The 18,021-nt window shown below is 61.9% G+C and carries 19 protein-coding genes and 1 tRNA gene; 13 read left to right on the plus strand and 7 right to left on the minus strand.

The window, feature by feature from the left end:
* Positions 1 to 142 precede the first annotated feature (142 nt).
* Both FJ490_RS13125 and FJ490_RS13130 read left to right on the plus strand, forming a co-directional pair.
* Complete coding sequence (locus tag FJ490_RS13125; RefSeq protein ID WP_140555282.1) at positions 143 to 1,672, plus strand: LysM peptidoglycan-binding domain-containing M23 family metallopeptidase; 1,530 nt, start codon at positions 143 to 145, stop codon at positions 1,670 to 1,672.
* 436 nt (positions 1,673 to 2,108) lie between these two features.
* Positions 2,109 to 2,414: a hypothetical protein gene (locus tag FJ490_RS13130; RefSeq protein WP_140521031.1), complete on the plus strand. Its 306-nt coding sequence runs from the start codon at positions 2,109 to 2,111 to the stop codon at positions 2,412 to 2,414.
* Positions 2,415 to 2,498: 84 nt separating this feature from the next.
* Here the strand turns inward: FJ490_RS13130 and FJ490_RS13135 are convergent, their stop codons facing one another.
* Positions 2,499 to 3,374, minus strand: coding sequence for an ATP-binding protein (locus FJ490_RS13135; RefSeq protein WP_140656488.1), 876 nt, complete (start codon positions 3,372 to 3,374; stop codon positions 2,499 to 2,501).
* 287 nt (positions 3,375 to 3,661) lie between these two features.
* Between FJ490_RS13135 and yajC the strand changes: the two genes are divergently transcribed.
* The 7 genes from yajC to FJ490_RS13170 all read left to right on the plus strand — a co-directional run bounded on the left by yajC (position 3,662) and on the right by FJ490_RS13170 (position 10,491).
* Complete coding sequence (yajC, locus tag FJ490_RS13140; RefSeq protein ID WP_140495773.1) at positions 3,662 to 4,000, plus strand: preprotein translocase subunit YajC; 339 nt, start codon at positions 3,662 to 3,664, stop codon at positions 3,998 to 4,000.
* 76 nt (positions 4,001 to 4,076) lie between these two features.
* On the plus strand, positions 4,077 to 5,123 hold the full coding sequence (locus FJ490_RS13145; RefSeq protein ID WP_140728912.1) for a hypothetical protein: 1,047 nt from the start codon (positions 4,077 to 4,079) through the stop codon (positions 5,121 to 5,123).
* 89 nt (positions 5,124 to 5,212) lie between these two features.
* Complete coding sequence (gene secDF, locus FJ490_RS13150) at positions 5,213 to 7,765, plus strand: protein translocase subunit SecDF (RefSeq protein WP_140495775.1); 2,553 nt, start codon at positions 5,213 to 5,215, stop codon at positions 7,763 to 7,765.
* A 29-nt stretch (positions 7,766 to 7,794) separates the two neighbouring features.
* Entirely contained in the window at positions 7,795 to 8,184 is a 390-nt protein-coding gene (locus tag FJ490_RS13155) for an Mth938-like domain-containing protein (protein WP_140495776.1), read from the plus strand.
* Positions 8,185 to 8,209: 25 nt separating this feature from the next.
* Positions 8,210 to 9,025: a phytoene/squalene synthase family protein gene (locus tag FJ490_RS13160; protein WP_140495880.1), complete on the plus strand. Its 816-nt coding sequence runs from the start codon at positions 8,210 to 8,212 to the stop codon at positions 9,023 to 9,025.
* Between the two features lie 81 nt (positions 9,026 to 9,106).
* Entirely contained in the window at positions 9,107 to 9,541 is a 435-nt protein-coding gene (locus FJ490_RS13165) for a type II secretion system protein (RefSeq protein WP_140517113.1), read from the plus strand.
* Positions 9,541 to 10,491 carry a sterol desaturase family protein gene (locus FJ490_RS13170; RefSeq protein WP_181165330.1) on the plus strand — a complete coding sequence of 317 codons (951 nt, stop codon included), beginning with the start codon at positions 9,541 to 9,543 and terminating at the stop codon, positions 10,489 to 10,491. Before FJ490_RS13165 ends, FJ490_RS13170 begins: the two co-directional genes overlap by 1 nt.
* A gap of 44 nt (positions 10,492 to 10,535) precedes the next feature.
* Here the strand turns inward: FJ490_RS13170 and FJ490_RS13175 are convergent, their stop codons facing one another.
* From FJ490_RS13175 to FJ490_RS13195, 5 genes are all read right to left on the minus strand, one after another.
* On the minus strand, positions 10,536 to 10,835 hold the full coding sequence (locus tag FJ490_RS13175; RefSeq protein ID WP_348640086.1) for a type II toxin-antitoxin system RelE/ParE family toxin: 300 nt from the start codon (positions 10,833 to 10,835) through the stop codon (positions 10,536 to 10,538).
* Entirely contained in the window at positions 10,819 to 11,109 is a 291-nt protein-coding gene (locus FJ490_RS13180) for a type II toxin-antitoxin system ParD family antitoxin (RefSeq protein WP_140495779.1), read from the minus strand. The genes FJ490_RS13175 and FJ490_RS13180 overlap by 17 nt, the downstream gene beginning before the upstream one ends.
* Before the next feature lie 64 nt (positions 11,110 to 11,173).
* Positions 11,174 to 12,583, minus strand: a complete 1,410-nt coding sequence (trmFO, locus tag FJ490_RS13185) for a methylenetetrahydrofolate--tRNA-(uracil(54)-C(5))-methyltransferase (FADH(2)-oxidizing) TrmFO (protein ID WP_140495780.1) — start codon at positions 12,581 to 12,583, stop codon at positions 11,174 to 11,176.
* Positions 12,584 to 13,153: 570 nt separating this feature from the next.
* Positions 13,154 to 13,294, minus strand: a complete 141-nt coding sequence (locus FJ490_RS13190; protein WP_140495781.1) for a DUF1127 domain-containing protein — start codon at positions 13,292 to 13,294, stop codon at positions 13,154 to 13,156.
* Between the two features lie 48 nt (positions 13,295 to 13,342).
* Positions 13,343 to 13,483: a DUF1127 domain-containing protein gene (locus FJ490_RS13195; RefSeq protein WP_013531315.1), complete on the minus strand. Its 141-nt coding sequence runs from the start codon at positions 13,481 to 13,483 to the stop codon at positions 13,343 to 13,345.
* A gap of 235 nt (positions 13,484 to 13,718) precedes the next feature.
* Between FJ490_RS13195 and FJ490_RS13200 the strand changes: the two genes are divergently transcribed.
* The 3 genes from FJ490_RS13200 to FJ490_RS13210 all read left to right on the plus strand — a co-directional run bounded on the left by FJ490_RS13200 (position 13,719) and on the right by FJ490_RS13210 (position 15,832).
* On the plus strand, positions 13,719 to 14,837 hold the full coding sequence (locus FJ490_RS13200) for a DUF2157 domain-containing protein (protein ID WP_140495782.1): 1,119 nt from the start codon (positions 13,719 to 13,721) through the stop codon (positions 14,835 to 14,837).
* Positions 14,834 to 15,418, plus strand: coding sequence for a GDYXXLXY domain-containing protein (locus tag FJ490_RS13205; RefSeq protein WP_140495783.1), 585 nt, complete (start codon positions 14,834 to 14,836; stop codon positions 15,416 to 15,418). Before FJ490_RS13200 ends, FJ490_RS13205 begins: the two co-directional genes overlap by 4 nt.
* Before the next feature lie 195 nt (positions 15,419 to 15,613).
* A complete protein-coding gene (locus FJ490_RS13210; protein ID WP_140495784.1) occupies positions 15,614 to 15,832 on the plus strand; it encodes a hypothetical protein in 219 nt (72 codons plus the stop codon).
* Between the two features lie 63 nt (positions 15,833 to 15,895).
* Here FJ490_RS13210 and FJ490_RS13215 read toward each other — a convergent pair.
* Positions 15,896 to 15,980, minus strand: a tRNA-Leu gene (locus FJ490_RS13215).
* Positions 15,981 to 16,455: 475 nt separating this feature from the next.
* On the opposite strand from FJ490_RS13215, the gene tig reads away from it, so the two are divergent.
* The gene (gene tig, locus FJ490_RS13220) at positions 16,456 to 17,931 is read left to right on the plus strand and encodes a trigger factor (RefSeq protein ID WP_140495785.1); all 1,476 of its coding nucleotides are present in this window, start codon (positions 16,456 to 16,458) and stop codon (positions 17,929 to 17,931) included.
* Positions 17,932 to 18,021 lie beyond the last annotated feature (90 nt).

Consider the following 18,021-nt stretch of genomic DNA (forward strand, 5'->3'; position numbering starts at 1 on the left):
GCGCGTGCCTCTATATGGGCAGTCTGGGCGGCCTCAAATATTTTAAGAAATTTTGCGTCTGATTCTAAGGGGTTAACCGACCAGTAACATTAACGCGCTTTAATCCTGTCCAGTTGGTGCAGAGTTTGTGCGGGTTAGTGCGATGCAACTCAGTGTTTTGAAGGCAAACAATCGCAATTTGGCGCGGGGCTGCGCTGTTCTCATGATCGCGGGTGCCGCGGCTGGGTGCAGCTCGCAAGTGTCGCGGTTCAACGGCGTCGACGACGTCTTCACCTCCTCGACAAACAATCAGCGCGCCATCATCAACAAGCAGGATGCCGTGCAGCAGCCCTATCCGGGGGATGTCGCGGCCGCGCCGCTCGATGGCAGCCACACGCAGTCGGTCAGCCGCTCCAGCCTCGAGCCGGTGTCGACGCGGCCGCTGCCGCCACCGGTCGCCCAGGCGCAGCCCGCTCCCGCGCTGGCACCCGCCGCCAATCCGGTGCGTGTTGCATCGGCGCCCGCTCTGGTGCGCCCGGCACCGCATGTCGACCGGACGGCGACCGGCACGGTTGCTCCCGCGGCCAAGCCCTTCAAGGATGCCCAGCCCGACGCCAAGGCAGCCGGCACGGCGCATGCCACCGAAATCGTCGTCAGGGACGGTGAAACGATCTCCGGGCTGGCGCAGCACTACAAGGTGCCGGCCGACGTGATCATGAAGGTCAACGGGCTGAGCGCGACCAAGGGGCTGAAGACCGGCCAGAAGATCATCATTCCGGCCTACGCCTATTCCAGCAAGGCCGAGCCCAAGATGGCCGATGCCAAGCCCGCTAATGGCAAGCGCGACGTGCCGGCCACCGCGCCGGAAAAGGTTGCCGTGCTGCCGCAGCAGCCGAAGCTCAAGGAGGGCAAGTCAGCCGCGCAGGTCGATGCTTCGGCCGCGGCGAACAAGCCCAAAGACAGCAAGCCCGCGCCGCAAACGGCCGCCGCCGCGCCCAAGGCCGGCGCCGGCGCCTATACGGTGCAGTCGGGCGATACGCTTTCCTCGATCGCCAGGAAGACTGGCGTCGGGGTTGTCGCCATCAAGCAGGCGAACGGCATGCAGGACGGCTTGCTGAAGATCGGCCAGACGCTGAAGGTGCCGGCCGGCGGAACGGCCACGGTGGCCGCCGCAAAGCCGGCGACGGTAGACCCGGTGACGACAGCCACGACGCAGCCGACGGCCAAGACGATGCCGTCGCAAACGCTGGCTTCCTACACGCCGCCGAAGAAAGACGCCAAGGTCATCCAGCAGGCCGAGGATGACGACGCTGTGGCGCCGGACGCCACCGGCATAGGCAAGATGCGCTGGCCGGTGCGCGGCCGCGTCATTTCCGGCTTCGGTTCCGGCAAGGACGGCGTCGACATCGCCGTGCCGGCAGGCACGCCGGTCAAGGCGGCCGAGAATGGCGTCGTCATCTATGCCGGCGACGGCCTCAAGGAATTCGGCAATACGGTGCTGGTGCGGCACGAGAATGGCCTGGTCACCGTCTACGGTCACGCCAGCTCGATCGAGGTCCAGCGCGGCCAGAAGGTCAAGCGCGGCCAGGAGATCGCGCTGTCGGGTATGAGCGGCACGACGGACTCGCCGAAGCTGCACTTCGAAGTGCGCAAGAACTCGGCCCCGGTCGATCCCTCCGGCTATCTCGAATAGTCGGGGCTATTTCGAATAGAATAAAAAAAGCGATTTGCGGGCCGCCTGACCTCCAGTCCGGCCCGCCGGCTCAGCCCGCCCCGCAAGGAGCGGGCTTTTTCAGTTGGTTGCTGGATGCACGTCGTTGTTTTCATGCATGTCTAACCAGGATCAAATTTTGAGTGACATGCTGAACCAAAGAGCAGCCCTCAACCGCGCTAATGGCGCGGGGACACATCACGCCAAATAGCTTTTGGGAGTCTAGACGTTTGCCATTGGCGGGCGCCTGAGCAGCGCCCGGAACCGTCGTGCGCACCACGTCTCCGGTGCCGCAGTCGCTCCCTTGGCGGGGATCGGCGCAAGAGCCGTATTGCGACTCGCGTTATCGAAAATGGTTTATCTGCATTTTAACTAATGTAGAGGAAAGTCATTCTCGACGCTCTGCAAGGAGAGTGGAATGATTGAATCTGTCGAAGAGGATGAACTTCCGTCCGCCAGCCCAACGCATCGCTGGCAATCGCATGTACGAGCAACTGCTTTAATCGTTGCGCCGGTCATTTCGATCGCAAGTGCCGCTTTGGCCGGCTATTTCTCCTATGCGGTGATCAATACCAAGCCGCCCACAGACATGTCCGAGCTGGCCATTTCCATCCTGAAATCAGGTGATGCTTCACCAGAAATGCAGGCCTGGGCGACCGATACACTCGGGATACAAACCGATATTCCCATGGTTCTGGGAAGCATAAAGCCTGTGCGGGAATGAACACGATATAGAAACCGGCGTCCCCGGACGGGTCGGCCACGAAACTTTTGTGGCCGGCTCCTGCCGTCACTCGGTGAGCCGCGCCTAATCCTTCAACGGCTTGCCGAGCCGGCCTGCGAGGTCCTGCGTGAACTGCCAGGCGACGCGGCCCGAGCGGCTGCCGCGTGTCGTCGCCCATTCCAGCGCCTCGGCGCGCAACTGCCCGGGGTCGATGTCGAGCCCATGATGGCTGGCGTAGCCGTTGACCATTTCGAGATATTCGTCCTGCGAACATTTGTGGAAGCCGAGCCACAAGCCGAAGCGATCGGAGAGCGAAACCTTCTCCTCGACCGCCTCGGACGGATTGATGGCGGTGGAGCGCTCATTGTCGATCATGTCTCGCGGCAGAAGATGGCGGCGGTTCGACGTGGCGTAGAAAATGACATTGGCCGGGCGGCCTTCGACGCCGCCTTCGAGTGCTGCCTTCAACGATTTGTAGGAGGTATCGTCATGGTCGAAGGAGAGGTCGTCGCAAAACAGGATGAAGCGGTAAGGCGCGGCCTTCAGCAGCGTCATCAGCTTCGGCAGCGTATCGATGTCCTCGCGATGGATCTCTATCAGCTTGAGCGGGCGGTCGAGTTTCGGCGAGGCGTTGATTGCGGCATGCACGGCCTTGACCAGCGACGATTTGCCCATGCCGCGCGCGCCCCACAAAAGCACGTTGTTGGCGGCATAGCCGGAGGCGAAGCGCTCCGTGTTGTCGACGAGGATGTCGCGCACGCGGTCGACGCCGCGGATCAGGCCGATGTCGACGCGGTTCACCTTGCGCACCGGCTCCAGGCAACCCGGATCCGCCTGCCAGACGAAGCAATCGGCTCCGCCAAGGTCGGTTACGGGCACAGGCGGCGGGGCGAGGCGGCTGACCGCCTCGATCAGGCGGTCGAGTTTCTGGTTCAATGCGTCGATGCTGGTATCGGTCATCTCAGGTCTTTTGCTCTGGTTCCGCGAGGGAAGGTGTGGCCGGGTTCGATCCCGACGGTTTCGAAACTCGCTGCAACCGTTTGTTACAGCGCGATCTTTTGCGAAAACCCGCTCGCGCTTTTCGCGGTCATGCTCTAACACGGGTGAACAGGCCGGAAAAGCAGCCGATTTGCCCGGCCACGCAGTTGCATTGGCAACTTTACCGACTATATTCCGGCCAAATTTCGCGGGGCTGCCAAATCCACTGAACCGTTTGGCGGCTGTTTTCAAAATTCAGGAGTACCTCGATGTTCGTGACACCGGCATATGCCCAAGGCATTGGGGCTTCTCCCGACATGTTCATCAGCATTTTGCCGTTCGTCCTGATCTTCGTGATCATGTATTTTCTCATCATCCGGCCGCAGCGCACGCAGCTGAAGAAGCGCGGCGAGATGCTGGCGGCCGTGCGCCGCGGCGACACGGTCGTCACCGGCGGCGGCTTCGTCGGCAAGGTGACCAAGGTGATCGACGACCATGAGCTCGAGATCGACCTCGGTGGCGGCACGAAGGTGACGGCGTTGCGCTCGACGATCGCCGACGTGCGCGTCAAGGGCGAGCCGGTAGCGAACCAGAACGCCAAGAAATAACCAAATTCCAGGCGGAGCGATCCGCGGACGGGGCCCTGACAAGCGACGGCATATGTCTCATTTTTGGCGCCTGAAGATGATGCTGACGTGGCTTGCCGTAGCCACGATGACCGTCTTGGACGCGTCCAGCCTTTCCGCCGCCAGTCCGCATGCCATGCGGCCCGAACGGCCTGCCGATAGTCCGGCAGTCGTTCGAGCAGGCCAAGACGGTTCGCATCTCCTGCTCCATCTGGTGGTGGCTGATGTGATCGACGGCCGGCTGAAGATTGCGCGTGGCGATGTCCGGGCGCTTCTGATGGAGGCCAGGATCGGCTACACGGGGCTTGCTGTGTCGGGCAGGACCTTGCAGGTGCGCATCACGAATCCGGCTCAGCTTGAGGCGGCAAAGACAGCGCTCAAGAGGGTAACGGATGTTGCCCCGGACAGCCGCGTTCAGGAAATGACGCTGGATTCCGGCAAAGCCGGCTTGCTCAAATTCACGCTGACGGATGCGGGTTTGAAGTATCAGACCTCTAACGCGATTTCTCAGTCGATTAAGGTCATCAAAAATCGTCTCCAAGATCTGCGTGTCGCCGGCACGGTGGCCCAACCAGCGGACCAAGACGGCATACTTGTTCAGACGTCAGACATCGCCGATCGGCAAACGCTGGAAAAAATTCTCACCCGGCCTGGTCGCCTGAGCTTCCATTTGGTTGACCTTTCGATGCCGGTGAACGATGCGATCAGCGGTTCCCCGCCTGTTGGCTCGCTGGTGGTGTATACGCAGGACGATCCGCCGGTTCCTTACCTGGTCGAGAATCGGGTCATCCTCTCGGATAAGGACGTGCTCGACGCCCGCCCAACTTACAGTGGGCAGCAAAATGACGAACCGGTTGTCGTGTTCCGGTTTGGCGCCAAAGGCGCGGCACGGTTCAAACAGGTTACAACGCAAAATGTGGGCAGGCCATTGGCTGTGATCCTGGATGACCACGTGATTTCAGCACCTGTCATTCGCGAGCCCATCGATGGTGGTTACGGTCAAGTCTCGGGCAATTTCACTGTCCGGGAAGCCAACACCATCGCCATGCTGTTGCGAACCGGCCCATTGCCGGCAAGATTGACAATCGCTGAAGAAGCACGATAGGGCCGGCCGTGCTCAGAATGAGAAACGGGCCCGCGAACCGAACCGATGGCGGAATGCTGCCGCTTGTACGCCTGAACGGATAAGAACTGATGCTTTATTTCTCGCGCTTCAAGATGATCCTGATCTGGCTGGCCGTGGCCGCCACAGTGGTCCTCGCCGCGCCCAATCTCATTCCCGCAAGCACGCTGGCGCAGCTTCCGAGCTGGGTGCCCAAGCGGCAGATGACGCTCGGCCTCGACCTGCAGGGCGGCTCGCACATCCTGCTCCAGATGGATCAGAACGATCTGGTGAAGGCGCAGCTGGAGACGACGCGTGACGAGATCCGGACACTGCTGCGCGAGGCCAAGATAGGCTATACCGGCCTGGCGGGCACGGGCAGGACCGTACAGGTCCGCATACAGGACCCGAACCAGCTCGATGCGGCCAAGACGGCACTGAAGCCGCTGACCGATCCGGTCGCCGCCAGCCTGTTCACCGGCGGCTCCGTCCAGGAGATGGCGCTGGATGATTCCGAGCCCGGCCTGCTCAAATTCACCGTCACCGACGCCGGCATAAAATATCGCACGTCGGCTGCGTTGGCACAGTCGATCGAAGTCGTGGAACGCCGCGTCAACGAACTCGGCACCACCGAACCGATCGTGCAGCGGCAGGGCGACGACCGTATTCTGGTGCAGGTGCCCGGTTTGCAGGACCCGCAAAGGCTGAAGGAAATCATCGGCCAGACCGCCAAGCTGACCTTCCAGATGGTGGACCAGTCTATGCCGGTGCAGGATGCGCTGAAGGGCCGTCCGCCGGCCGGTTCATCGATCCTCTATTCGCAGGACGATCCGCCGGTTCCCTACCTGATCGAAAACCGCGTCATCGTTTCCGGCGAAGACCTCTCCAAAGCGACCGCAACCTACAACTCGCAGACCAACGAGCCGGTGGTTTCCTTCACCTTCAACTCGCGCGGCGCGACACGGTTCGGGCAGGCGACATCGCAGAATGTCGGCAAGCTGTTCGCCATCATCCTCGACAACCAGGTGATTTCGGCGCCGCAGATCCGTGAGCCGATCCTGGGCGGCAGCGGCCAGATCTCAGGCAATTTCACGGCCGAGAGCGCCAATGACCTCGCGGTCCTGCTGCGCGCAGGCGCGCTGCCGGCAAAGCTGACCGTGATCGAGGAGCGCACGGTGGGTCCGGGCCTCGGCCAAGATTCGATCCATGCCGGCAAGGTCGCCGGCATCATCGGCTCTATCCTTGTCGTCGCCTTCATGTTCGTCGCCTACGGCTTCCTCGGCTTCCTCGCCAACATCGCGCTGGCGGTGCACGTGGCGATGATCGTCGGACTGCTATCGCTGCTTGGCGCGACACTGACCTTGCCAGGCATTGCCGGTATCGTGCTGACCATCGGCATGGCCGTCGATTCCAACGTGCTGATTTATGAGCGCATCCGCGAGGAGCGGCGCGCCGGACGCTCGGTGATCCAGGCGATCGACACCGGCTTCTCGAAGGCGCTGGCGACGATCGTCGATTCCAACGTCACCTCGCTGATCGCGACCGTGGTGCTGTTCTATCTCGGAACGGGGCCGGTGAAGGGCTTTGCCATCACCTACGCCATCGGCATCCTGACCACGGTGTTCACCGCTTTCACCTTTACCCGGCTGCTGGTGTCCATCTGGCTGCGCCGCGCGCGCCCGAAGGAATTGCCGCGGGCGCCGGTAACCTTCATTCCGCCCGGCACGAAGATCCCGTTCATGGGCATCCGCCGCTGGACCTTCGCGCTGTCGAGCCTGCTGTCGGTCCTGTCGGTGGTGCTGTTCATGACCGTCGACATCAATTACGGCATCGATTTCAAGGGCGGATCGCTGATCGAGGTGAAGTCCAAGAGCGGCAATGCCGATCTTGCCGACATCAGAGCCAGGCTCTCGGAACTGAATATCGGCGAAGTGCAGGTGCAGCAGTTCGGCGAGCCGAATGACGTGCTGATCCGTGTCGGCACGCAGGACGGCGGCGAGAATGCCGAGCAGACCGTCATCGACAAGGTTCGTGGCGAGTTGCAGGACAATTACGATTTCCGCCGCGTCGAGGTGGTGGGACCGACCGTGTCAGGAGAACTGGCCAAGCAAGGCACGATCGCCATGCTGGTCGCGCTGGTGGGTATCCTGATCTATGTCTGGTTCCGCTTCGAATGGCAGTTCGCGGTCGGCGCCATCGTGGCGACGGTCCATGACGTGGTCATGACCATAGGCTTCTTCGTTATAACCGGGCTGGAGTTCAACCAATCGTCGCTGGCGGCGATCCTGACCATCATCGGCTACTCGCTGAACGACACGATCGTGGTCTATGACCGCGTTCGCGAGGATCTCAGGAAATACAAGAAGATGCCGCTGCCGCAGCTCCTCAACAACGCCATCAACGAGACGCTGTCGCGAACGACGCTGACCTCGGTGACGACGATCTTGGCGCTCCTGGCACTGGTGCTGTTCGGCGGCGAGGTGATCCGCTCGTTCACGATGGCAATGCTGTTCGGCGTCATCTTCGGCACCTATTCGTCGATCTTCATCGCCGCGCCGCTGCTGATCCTATTCAAGCTGCGGCCGCAGGCCACGAGTTCGGACGAGGAAAAGCCGGTCGGCGGCGGCAAGGCGGTCGCGACCTGACGCGCGACCCGAAGGGCGGATCGGCAGGGATGGCCAAAGGTATCGTCATCCGCGAGGCGCATTTCCCCGGCCGCGCCCCTATCGAGGCGTATGGCAATGGCGGCTTCCGCTTCGCCGACATGTCGCATCGCGGTTCGCTTCTGTGCCTGCCGTCGGGTATCCATGGCTGGGAGCCGGCGGACCCATCTGCGCTGACGGTGGCGGATTTCGAACGGCTGCTGGCCCAGGCCGAGAAGATCGAAATCCTGCTGGTCGGCACGGGCAAGGATTTACGACCCTTGCCGGCGGGGCTTCGCGCCGCCTTGAAGACCGCGGGCATAGCCGCCGACCCGATGGCGACCGGTGCAGCGGTGCGGACATATAATGTCCTGCTCGCAGAGGATCGCGCGGTAGCCGCCGCGCTGATCGCCGTTGACTGACGTGGACCAAAAGGGCGAAATCGTCATGGGCGCCGTGCGCGCCGCCGACCATGACCGCTATCTCAGCGCGCTCTACGCGCCGACGGACAAGCGCGAAGCGCTGTTTTCGCTCTACGCCTTCAATGCCGAAATCGCGGGCATTCGGGATCGCATCCGCGAGGCCTTGCCGGGCGAGGTGCGGTTGCAATGGTGGCGCGATGTCATCGCAGCCGAAGGGTCCGAGACGGGCCATCCGATCGCGGATGTGCTGAAGGCCACGATTTCCAGGTACGGCCTGCCGAAACAGGCATTCGAGAATATGCTCGAGGCCCGGATCTTCGACCTCTATGACGACCCGATGCCGTCGCGAACCGATCTCGAAGGCTATTGCGGCGAAACGGCAGCCGCGCTTATTCAACTGGCGGCAATGGTGCTGGATCCAGGAGTGGCGCCACGTTTCGCCGAACTGGCCGGTAGGGCCGGTTGCGCGCAGGCGATTACGGGACTGTTGCTCCTGCTGCCGCTGCACCGCAGTCGCGGACAGTGTTTTGTTCCGGCCGATATCCTGGCCGCGGCGGGTTCGTCTCCGGAGGAATTCGTCACCGACGATGGTGGACCAGGTGCGCAGCGCGCCGTCGCCGCCATGATCGCGCTGGCGCGGGAGCATCTCTCGGTCTTCGAGAAAGGCGCATCGGATTTGCCGGCTTCACTGCGCCCGGCCTTTCTGCCGCTGGTCCTGTCGCGAGCCTACCTGACGAAAATGGAACGCGGTTCGCCGCTCGACGGCACGGTGCGACTCTCGACCATGCGCCGCCACTGGCTCATGCTGCGTCGCGCCATGGTGGGCTGGCCAGCAGTTTGACGTAAACGTCAATTGTGTTAAGGGATCGCTCAACCGGAACTGTTGCCAAGACAACAGGCCGGCTGGAGGAGATGCCTGTCCATGAGCCTGCCCGTGCTGGTCGTGATCGTCGTATTCGGCATCGCGTTGTCGGTCGCCGCCGTTCATTTCACCGGCGGCAGCCGCAAGGCCAGGCTGGCCGATGCAGAGCAGGCGCGAGAGCGTTTTGCCGAGGATTTTCCGGATGAACCGGCGGCCGCCATCCACCTCACATCCGATGGCCGAACCGCGTTCCTGGAACTCGGGCGAGGGCGCCTTGGCATCGTCCATGCCATTGGAGATCGTTTCCTGACGCGGATCGTCACGCCGCGCGATGTATTGGCACGCAGCGAAGATGATGTCGGCACGATTGTGCTGCGCCTTGCCGATTTCACCTGGAAAGGCGGTCACTTCACCTTCGCTAACGCTGCCGACGCGCACGCTGTGCTAAGAGTTCTTCAGCCGCAGCATCCTAGTTCGACCAAGGAGGCCGCGTGATGGGCGATTACAATTTCCCGCAGGTTACCCAGCTCGCCATCCCGTTCTTCGTTGCCGCCATCCTGATCGAGCTGTGGCTGGTGCGCACCGGCCGGGCCAAGGGCTCGTTCGAGACGCACGACACGCTGACCAGCCTGATGATGGGCACCGGCAATGTCGTCGCCGGGCTGCTGCTCGGCGTCGTCTCCTACTGGGCGCTGCTGTGGCTCTGGCAGTTCCGTTTCTTCAACCTCGGCCTGTCGATCTGGGTGTTCCTGGCGGCCTTCCTGCTCGATGATTTGCGCTACTACATCTACCACCGCATCGCGCATCGGGTGCGCTGGGTGTGGGCCGAGCACGTCAACCACCATTCCAGCCAGCACTACAATCTATCGACGGCACTCAGGCAGAGCTGGACGGGCCTGTTCACCTTCATGTTCGTGCTGCAGGCGCCGCTGGTGCTGCTCGGCTTCCATCCGGCGGTGATTGCCTTCACCTTCGGCTTCAACCTTATCTGGCAGTTCTGGATCCACACCGAGACGATCGGCAAGATGTGGGGCTGGTTCGAATTCGTCTTCAACACGCCCTCGCACCACCGCGTCCACCACGCCATCAATCCGCGCTACCTTGACGCCAACTACGCCGGCACGTTGATCATCTGGGACCGCATGTTCGGCACCTTCGTCGAGGAGTTGGAAGAGGACCGCCCGCGCTACGGAATCGTGAAAAATCTTGGCACCTTCAATCCGCTGAAAGTGGCTTTCCACGAATGGATCGGCATGTTCAGGGATGCCTTCGCACCTGATCTGACCCTGAGCGACCGCCTGAACTACCTGATCAAGCCACCCGGCTGGAGCCATGACGGCTCGCGCGAAACCTCCGAGAGCCTGAAAGCAGCCTATGTCAGGCGAAATCCGGGTGAGGCCGGGAAGCCCGGGCTGCGACCGGCGCGTGCCGAGCCGGCCGAGTAGTTATTTCGGGCCGATCTAGGAAGGGCCCGATCCGCCATCTCGCATCAATGTCTCGTAGTCGCGGCCGCCGTAAAAGATGTTGACGATGCGAATATGTCGCTCTCGATTAGATAGGCTATGACGGCGGAGTGCTCGAACGGAACGGTTCGCAGTCCCGGCACGATGTCGTCGCGCAGGCGACCGCCACGAGGTGCGTTGCCGATGTTTTGACAACGGTCTTCAATTCGAAGCACGAATCTCAGCGCCGCGTTGGGGCTTCCGCCCGACTCAACTATGTATCTGAAAATGTTGGTAAGATCGTCTCTGGCACTTTCGCGATACTCGACCTCAAGCCGCCGAATCATCAATGCGGCTCGAATATTGCTCAGCGAATTTCTTAAGCTGGTCGCGAACCTCTTTTCCGGAAAGGTTCGGCCTTGTGTCGTCAATCGAAGATTTTACCCGCGCCCGGATCGACGCCATGCGCTCGGCATGCTCTTCCTCTTCGCGCTGGAAAGCGCGGAGCGCGGCGCGAATGACTTCGCTTGCCGAGCCGAAGGAACCGTCCTCGACTTTTTCGCGGATCATGCGCGCCATGGCCGGCGTGACGGTGACGGACAGTTTCTCGGCTGTTTCCATGCAATGACTCCCACTAGGCGAGTGGGATAGTATCCTACTTCCGCGGCAAGGCCAGTCAGTAAGGCTATTCCGCCGCTTGAGCTTGCGCCGGCAGTCCCAGCCATCGCCGGCAATCACCCAGCGCACGCGACGTAATCGCATGCCGCTTGGCGACCGTCTTGTCCTTGCCGCGCAGGCGTTTGCCTTCGATCTTCACCGCCTCGACAGGCGGGAACAGGCCGAAATTGACGTTCATCGGCTGGAAAGAGCGCTTTCCCGGCTCGTCGTCTGAAACGATGTGTCCGCCGGTGATGTGGTTGAGCAGCGCTCCGAACGCCGTGGTGAGTGGCGGCAGCGACGGCGCGTGGCCGAGCCGCTCGGCAGCGGCGAAGCGGCCGGCGAGCAGGCCGATGGCGGCGCTTTCAACATAGCCTTCGCAACCGGTGATCTGGCCGGCGAAACGCAGGCCCGGGCGCGACTTCAGCTGCAGCGAGGCGTCGAGCAAGGTCGGCGAGTTGATGTAGGTGTTGCGATGGAGGCCGCCGAGGCGGGCGAATTCGGCGTTCTCCAGACCAGGAATCGTGCGGAAAATGCGCACCTGCTCGGCATGCTTCAATTTGGTCTGAAAGCCGACCATGTTGTAGAGCGTGCCCAGCGCATTGTCCTGCCGCAGTTGCACGACGGCGTAGGCCTTGACAGTCGGATTGTGCGCATTGGTGAGGCCCATCGGCTTCATCGGCCCGTAGCGCAGCGTCTCGACGCCACGCTCGGCCATGATCTCGATCGGCAGGCAGCCGTCGAAATAGGGCGTGCCTTCCCATTGCTTGAATTCTGTTTTCTGGCCCTCCACCAGTGCCTGCACGAAGGCAAGATACTGGTCCTTGTCCAAGGGACAGTTGATGTAGTCCTTGCCGGTGCCGCCGGGCCCGACCTTGTCGTAGCGGGACTGGAACCAGCAGGTGTCCATGTCGATCGTGTCGAAATGGATGATCGGCGCGATCGCATCGAAGAAGGCGAGCGCATCGGCGCCCGTCGCTTCGGCAATCGACTGTGCGAGCGAGGGCGCGGTCAGCGGGCCGGTGGCGATGATGGCCTGGTCCCATTCGACCGGCGGCAAGCCGGGTACCTCCTCGCGCTGGATGGAGATCAGCGGATGTGCCTCGATCCTGGCCGTCACCGCGTCGGAAAATCCGTCGCGGTCCACGGCCAGCGCCCCGCCGGCCGGCACCTGGTTGGCGTCGCCGGCGCTCATGATCAGCGAGCCGGCCAGCCGCATTTCGGCATGCAAAAGACCGACGGCGTTGTTCTCGGCGTCGTCGGAGCGGAAAGAATTGGAGCAAACGAGTTCGGCCAAGCCGTCGGTCTTGTGCGCCTCTGTGCCGCGAACGGGCCGCATTTCGTGCAGCACAACGGGAACGCCGGCTTGGGCTGCCTGCCATGCTGCTTCGGATCCGGCGAGGCCACCGCCGATGATGTGAATAGGTTTTTTGCTCATGAGCGCCGGAATAATCGCTTGGCGGGACGATTGCAATTGCCGCACCTGGAACATGCCGCGGCGGCGAAGGCGAAGGCTGCCCTGAAAACAACAACACCCGCCGGGGGAGGAGGTCCGGCGGGTGTCGTTTTGGGGGTCGACCCTCGGGAGGAGGTGAAGGCCGACCGTATTCGTCATCGCCGGGGAGGAGGTCGGCTTTGACGAAATTCCTTTCGCCGTTTGAAAAGGGGCGAAGCCTCTGGAGCAAAATTCGTTTTGCTCCGGGGAAACAACGCCCGCCGCGGGAGGAGGTGCGGCGGGCGCCGTTTGGGTGGCCAACCTTCGGGAGGAGGTGAAGGTCGGGCCTATCCGTCATCGCCGGGGAGGAGGTCGGCTTTGACGAAATTCTTTTCGCCATTTTGAAGAGGGGCGAAGCCTCTGGAGCAAAACTCGTTTTGCTCCGGGAAACAACGCCCGCCGCGGGAGGAGGTGCGGCGGGCGCCGTTTTGGTGGTCAACCCTTGGGAGGAGGTAAGGGGTGACCGTATTCGTCAGGATCGGGGAGGAGGTCGACCCTGGCGAAATTCCGTTGTTAGATCGCCTGGCGGGCGACGATCTTGATTTCGTCGCGGACGATGCCGAGATCATGCAGCTGGCGGTTGGAAAGGCGACCCAGCTCGGTAACCGTCTCGCGATAAACGCGCCAGTTACGATAGTTGCGGATCAGGTTCATTGTCATGCTCTTCTCAAAACTGGTTCGGACCATTCGCGGTCCGAAGGATTAGACCGCCTTGCGAGCGACGTAAGGAATGTCGCTGCGGCTGATGCCGAGGTCGGTCAGTTCACGGTTGCTCAGGCGGCTCAGCTCGGAAACGGTGTCCCGGTAGCGGCGCCAGTTGCGGTAGTTGCGGATCAGGTTCATGGTATTGCTCGTTTCGTCTTTTCTTGCGGATCATTCCGTTTGTGTACAAACCATAAATAGGCGGGCCCATATCGATTTAAAAGCGCTATGGCTGCATGGCAGCAATGCAAATTGTGCAATGCAACATTAACAAGCCTTCGCGGACCTGACACAAAGAAGCCAGAATCAGAAAGTGCCGTGACGTCAACGGTTTGGCAGCTCCAGCTGAAAAACCGACCAAGCAGCGGGGGAAGGTATGCCGGGCTACGCGACACGGGTCAGGTCGGACATTGCGCGATGGCTTGAGGCCGGGCTGATCGACGCCCCGACGGCCGATGCATTGCGGCGCGACGTCGAGATCAACGCGCGCCAGTCGTTGAGCTTCGGTTCGATCCTGGCGATGATGGCGGCGCTGCTGTTCGGCGCGGCCATCCTGATCTTCGTCGCCGCCAACTGGGAAGCCATCCCGCGGCTGGCGCGCGTTGCCGCGCTCTTTGCCGTCATCCTTGGCGGCTATGTCGGCGGTGCGGTGCTGAAAACCCGCGACCACGCGGCGATCGGCGAGGCGTTGTGGATCGTGGCGGCGGCGGCTTTCGGCGGTTCGATCGCGCTGATCGGCCAGATGTACCATCTGTCGGGCGACGAGGCCTCGGCCTTGATCACCTGGGGCGCCGGCACCGCATTGGCGGCGGTGGCGCTGCGGTCCAACCCGCTGACCGTCGCCGCGGTCGGCATCGCCGACGCCTGGCTGTTCCTGAAAGGGTTCGACTATTTCAATCGCAGCGAATTTCCGCATCTCTTCCTCGTCATGGCGGCTGTGCTGTTTGCCGTCTCGTTCTGGACCCGCAGCCAGGCGGCGCGGCACCTGATCATCCTGTCGCTGCTCTTCTATCTTGTGCTGGTCGCCGTGGATCACGAGACGCTGCCGGTGGCGATCCCGCTGGTCATCGTATCGGTATTGTTGTTCGTGGCTTCCGTCTTCGCGCCGGAACCGGTCGACCGGATCGTGCAGCTTGGCGGCCGCTTGCCGCTGCATGCTCTGCTTGGCTTCCTCACTGGACTGGCCATCATCCAGTTCGAACTGGCCGGCGAAAGCAGCTACGACAGAGGCTTCGCCATTGCTTCGGTCGTCGCGCTGGCCGGCATTGTTGCCGCCATTGTGCTCGCGGGGCGCGAGAGCCGTGGCCTGCGCTGGCTTGCCTATCTCGGCTTCGCCTTCGAACTCGCCATGATCTATGTCGTGACCTTGCAGTCGATGCTCGACACCGCCGGCTTCTTCCTTGCCGCGGCGGTGCTGCTTGGCATCCTGGCGATCGTTATCATCCGCGTGGAGAAACGCATGAAGGATCCGGCCACCGGAGGAGCCACGGCATGATGACCGGAAAGAGGCTCGTCATCTTGGCGCTGGTGCTGGCGCTCGTCCAGATCGGCTTTCTGGGTTGGATCATCGCCGGCCGGGCGGCGATCCTGCGCAGCGGCAAGGAAGTGCTGCTGAAGATCGAGCCTGTCGATCCGCGCGACCTGCTGCGCGGCGACTATATCATCCTCGGCTACGACATCTCGCGCATACCGGTGAAGATGATCGCCAACATCCCGGCCGGAAAACTTTCCAGCGACGACACCTCGATCGTCGTCCGTCTGAAGAAGAACGCCGACGGCTACTGGACGCCGAGCGCCGCGTGGTTCGGCGCGGCGCCGACACCGACCGGTGCCGACGAGGCCGATATTCGCGGTCATGTCGCCGGAGGCTGGGATCTTCGCGGCGAGGGACTGACGATCGCGCCGGATTACGGCATCGAACGGTTCTACCTGCCGGAAGGCGAGGGGATGGCAATTCAGAACGACATGCGGGTACGCCCGTTCGGGATCCGTCTTGCACTGGCCAGCGACGGCACCGCCCAGATCAAGGCGCTGGTGGACGGCGACAAGACGCTGTTTCAGGAGCCTCTATATTAAGGTGTGCAGGGGTGGGCTGCCATCCATAGCTTGAACGGGGAGGGCGGTGCGGCCTCGAAGGCTCAAGCCTTGGAAGCTTACGTCTAATCGACCTCAGGGGCGTCCTTTACGGCGCTAGCGTCTCGCCACTGGATTGTGTTGCGTGGTAGGTATATTCTCGACGCTGGCGGTGGCATTCAGAAAGATGGAAAGCCCATGGCGACCGGGTACTTGGATCACCAGTTGGAGTGTCCTTTTTGCGGCACGATAAGGCTGCGGATTCCTGCCGATGCCGAACCTTCGACGGGCATCCGGTGCGACGACTGCGGTCAGTATCTTGGCACATGGGACGAATTGCAGGATGATTTCCAGCGCCAAGGCGGTAACGATGGCATCTTCCGCCTCGACAAGGGACGTATCAAGAAGCTCGCCTAGGCAGTGTCCTGATTTCCTGCCAGCGCCTGTGCGCTAGTGGACTATCCGATGCCATGCCGGCAGTGGTGCGCGTGAAGGGACTCGAACCCCCAAGCCTTGCGGCGGCAGGACCTAAACCTGCTGTGTCTACCAGTTCCACCACACGCGCCTCGGGCGGGCTGTAGCAGAGCCTCGGCGGCCTTGTCGAGGTCTTGGGAGTGAGGTGGAATACCGCATCGTCCTTTGAATATCGCGGCAGCCGCCAGCCGCGACCTGAGGGTCTGGCAATTCCGTCACGCCCGCACGGTCTGGCGATCCCATTAGCCATCATTCTGTCAATGTCAGGGCCGAAATGATGGTTATTCGCCTAAACGCGAAGATGGTTGAAAATTGGCCTCGCCTGTGACAAAAGGCGTGTCGAATGTGACGGGACGCGACGATCCGCTTCTGCAAAATGTGATAAGAAGTAGGAAAAACAAAGACTTATTCACATTTTGGAACGCAGTTTGGAAGAGTTTGAGCCGTATTTCAGGTCAAATCGCCAGGTTCCGTACCAAAAGCCATTCCCGGCAAGATTATACCGGCAGGCTGTGAACGGCAGAGAGCCGTTTGGCAGCCTCATTGGTGAAAACAAAGGTTTTACGATGCAGGTCACCGAAACACTCAATTCCGGTCTCAAGCGCGAGATCAAGATCACCGTGCCGGCTGGTGACATGGAAGCCAAGCTGATGGCGCGGCTGACGGACGCCAGGAACAAGGTTCGCATCAACGGCTTCCGTCCCGGCAAGGTGCCGGTGCAGCACCTGCGCAAGGTCTATGGCAAGTCGTTCATGGCCGAAGTGGTCAACGAGATCCTCAACGATTCGACCCGGTCGATCATTTCGGGCCGCGGCGAAAAAGCCGCCATGCAGCCCGAAGTCATCATGACCGAGGACGAGAAGGAAGCCGAGAAGATCCTGGCCGGCGGCGCCGACTTCGAATTCCGCCTTAACTACGAGATCATCCCGCCCATCGAGATCAAGGATTTTTCCGACATCAAGGTGACGCGCCAGGTGTTCGACGTCCCTGACGCGGAGATTGACGAGCAGGTCAAGCGCGTCGCCGAATCGGCGCGCAGCTACGAGCCGAAGACCGGCAAGGCGGCCGAAGGCGACCGCGTCACGATCGACTATGTCGGCAAGATCGACGGCGAGGCCTTTGCCGGCGGCGCCGGCACGGATCAGCCGCTGGTGCTTGGCTCCAAGGAATTCATTCCGGGCTTCGAGGATCAGCTCATCGGCGCCAAGGCCGGCGATGAAAAGCAGGTCACCGTGACCTTCCCGGAAAACTACCAGGCGGCGCATCTGGCCGGCAAGGAAGCGACTTTCGACGTCACGGTCAAAGAAGTGTCCAAGCCGGGCGAACTCGAAATCAACGATGAGACCGCCAAGAACCTCGGCCTGGAATCGCTGGAGCGCCTGCGCGATGTGGTGCGTGGCCAGATCGAGAGCCAGTTCGGCTCGATGACGCGCCAGAAGGTCAAGCGCCAGCTGCTCGACCAGCTTGACGCGGCTTACTCGTTCGAGGCGCCTTCGAGGCTTGTCGAGGCCGAGTTCAATAACATCTGGGCGCAGGTCAACCGCGATCTGGAAGCGGCCGGCCGCACCTTCGCCGATGAAGAGACGACCGAGGAAGAAGCGCGCGCCGAATATATGCGGCTCGCCGAGCGCCGCGTGCGCCTTGGTCTTGTGCTGGCCGAGATCGGCGAGAAGGCCGGGGTCACCGTGTCGGACGAGGAATTGCAGCGCGGCCTGTTCGAGCAGGTTCGTCGCTTCCCGGCCAACCAGCAGCAGGAAGCCTTCGAGTTCTACCGCAACAATCCCGAGGCGCTGAACGCGCTGCGCGCGCCAATGTTCGAGGAGAAGGTGGTCGATCACCTGCTCGGGCAGATCTCGGTTACCGACGTCAAGGTCAGCAAGGAAGAGCTGATGGCCGACGACGAGGAAGCCGAGACGGCGACCAAGGCAAAGCCGGCGAAGAAGGCCGCGTCGAAGAAGACTGAAGACAAGAAGAGCGACGACGCGGAAGAGCCGAAGAAGAAGGCAGCGCCGAAGAAAAAGGCCGCCAAGGACGCCGAGTAAATCCCGAGTTGATGGAACTGACGAAGGCCGCCCCTCGAGGCGGCCTTTTTCGTTGCGAAACTGCAACAGCCAATCCGTTTCGCGGACGGT

This window comes from Mesorhizobium sp. B2-5-11 (assembly GCF_006440835.1).
Lineage (GTDB): Bacteria > Pseudomonadota > Alphaproteobacteria > Rhizobiales > Rhizobiaceae > Mesorhizobium.

Bases quoted from the DNA above. Each gene is read 5' to 3' on its own strand.
- FJ490_RS13125 (WP_140555282.1), top strand. From the start codon at position 143: ATGCAACTCAGTGTTTTGAAGGCAAACAATCGCAATTTGGCGCGGGGC.
- FJ490_RS13130 (WP_140521031.1), top strand. From the start codon at position 2,109: ATGATTGAATCTGTCGAAGAGGATGAACTTCCGTCCGCCAGCCCAACG.
- FJ490_RS13135 (WP_140656488.1), bottom strand. From the start codon at position 3,374: ATGACCGATACCAGCATCGACGCATTGAACCAGAAACTCGACCGCCTG.
- yajC (WP_140495773.1), top strand. From the start codon at position 3,662: ATGTTCGTGACACCGGCATATGCCCAAGGCATTGGGGCTTCTCCCGAC.
- FJ490_RS13145 (WP_140728912.1), top strand. From the start codon at position 4,077: ATGATGCTGACGTGGCTTGCCGTAGCCACGATGACCGTCTTGGACGCG.
- secDF (WP_140495775.1), top strand. From the start codon at position 5,213: ATGCTTTATTTCTCGCGCTTCAAGATGATCCTGATCTGGCTGGCCGTG.
- FJ490_RS13155 (WP_140495776.1), top strand. From the start codon at position 7,795: ATGGCCAAAGGTATCGTCATCCGCGAGGCGCATTTCCCCGGCCGCGCC.
- FJ490_RS13160 (WP_140495880.1), top strand. From the start codon at position 8,210: ATGGGCGCCGTGCGCGCCGCCGACCATGACCGCTATCTCAGCGCGCTC.
- FJ490_RS13165 (WP_140517113.1), top strand. From the start codon at position 9,107: ATGAGCCTGCCCGTGCTGGTCGTGATCGTCGTATTCGGCATCGCGTTG.
- FJ490_RS13170 (WP_181165330.1), top strand. From the start codon at position 9,541: ATGGGCGATTACAATTTCCCGCAGGTTACCCAGCTCGCCATCCCGTTC.
- FJ490_RS13175 (WP_348640086.1), bottom strand. From the start codon at position 10,835: ATGATTCGGCGGCTTGAGGTCGAGTATCGCGAAAGTGCCAGAGACGAT.
- FJ490_RS13180 (WP_140495779.1), bottom strand. From the start codon at position 11,109: ATGGAAACAGCCGAGAAACTGTCCGTCACCGTCACGCCGGCCATGGCG.
- trmFO (WP_140495780.1), bottom strand. From the start codon at position 12,583: ATGAGCAAAAAACCTATTCACATCATCGGCGGTGGCCTCGCCGGATCC.
- FJ490_RS13190 (WP_140495781.1), bottom strand. From the start codon at position 13,294: ATGAACCTGATCCGCAACTATCGTAACTGGCGCGTTTATCGCGAGACG.
- FJ490_RS13195 (WP_013531315.1), bottom strand. From the start codon at position 13,483: ATGAACCTGATCCGCAACTACCGCAACTGGCGCCGCTACCGGGACACC.
- FJ490_RS13200 (WP_140495782.1), top strand. From the start codon at position 13,719: ATGCCGGGCTACGCGACACGGGTCAGGTCGGACATTGCGCGATGGCTT.
- FJ490_RS13205 (WP_140495783.1), top strand. From the start codon at position 14,834: ATGATGACCGGAAAGAGGCTCGTCATCTTGGCGCTGGTGCTGGCGCTC.
- FJ490_RS13210 (WP_140495784.1), top strand. From the start codon at position 15,614: ATGGCGACCGGGTACTTGGATCACCAGTTGGAGTGTCCTTTTTGCGGC.
- tig (WP_140495785.1), top strand. From the start codon at position 16,456: ATGCAGGTCACCGAAACACTCAATTCCGGTCTCAAGCGCGAGATCAAG.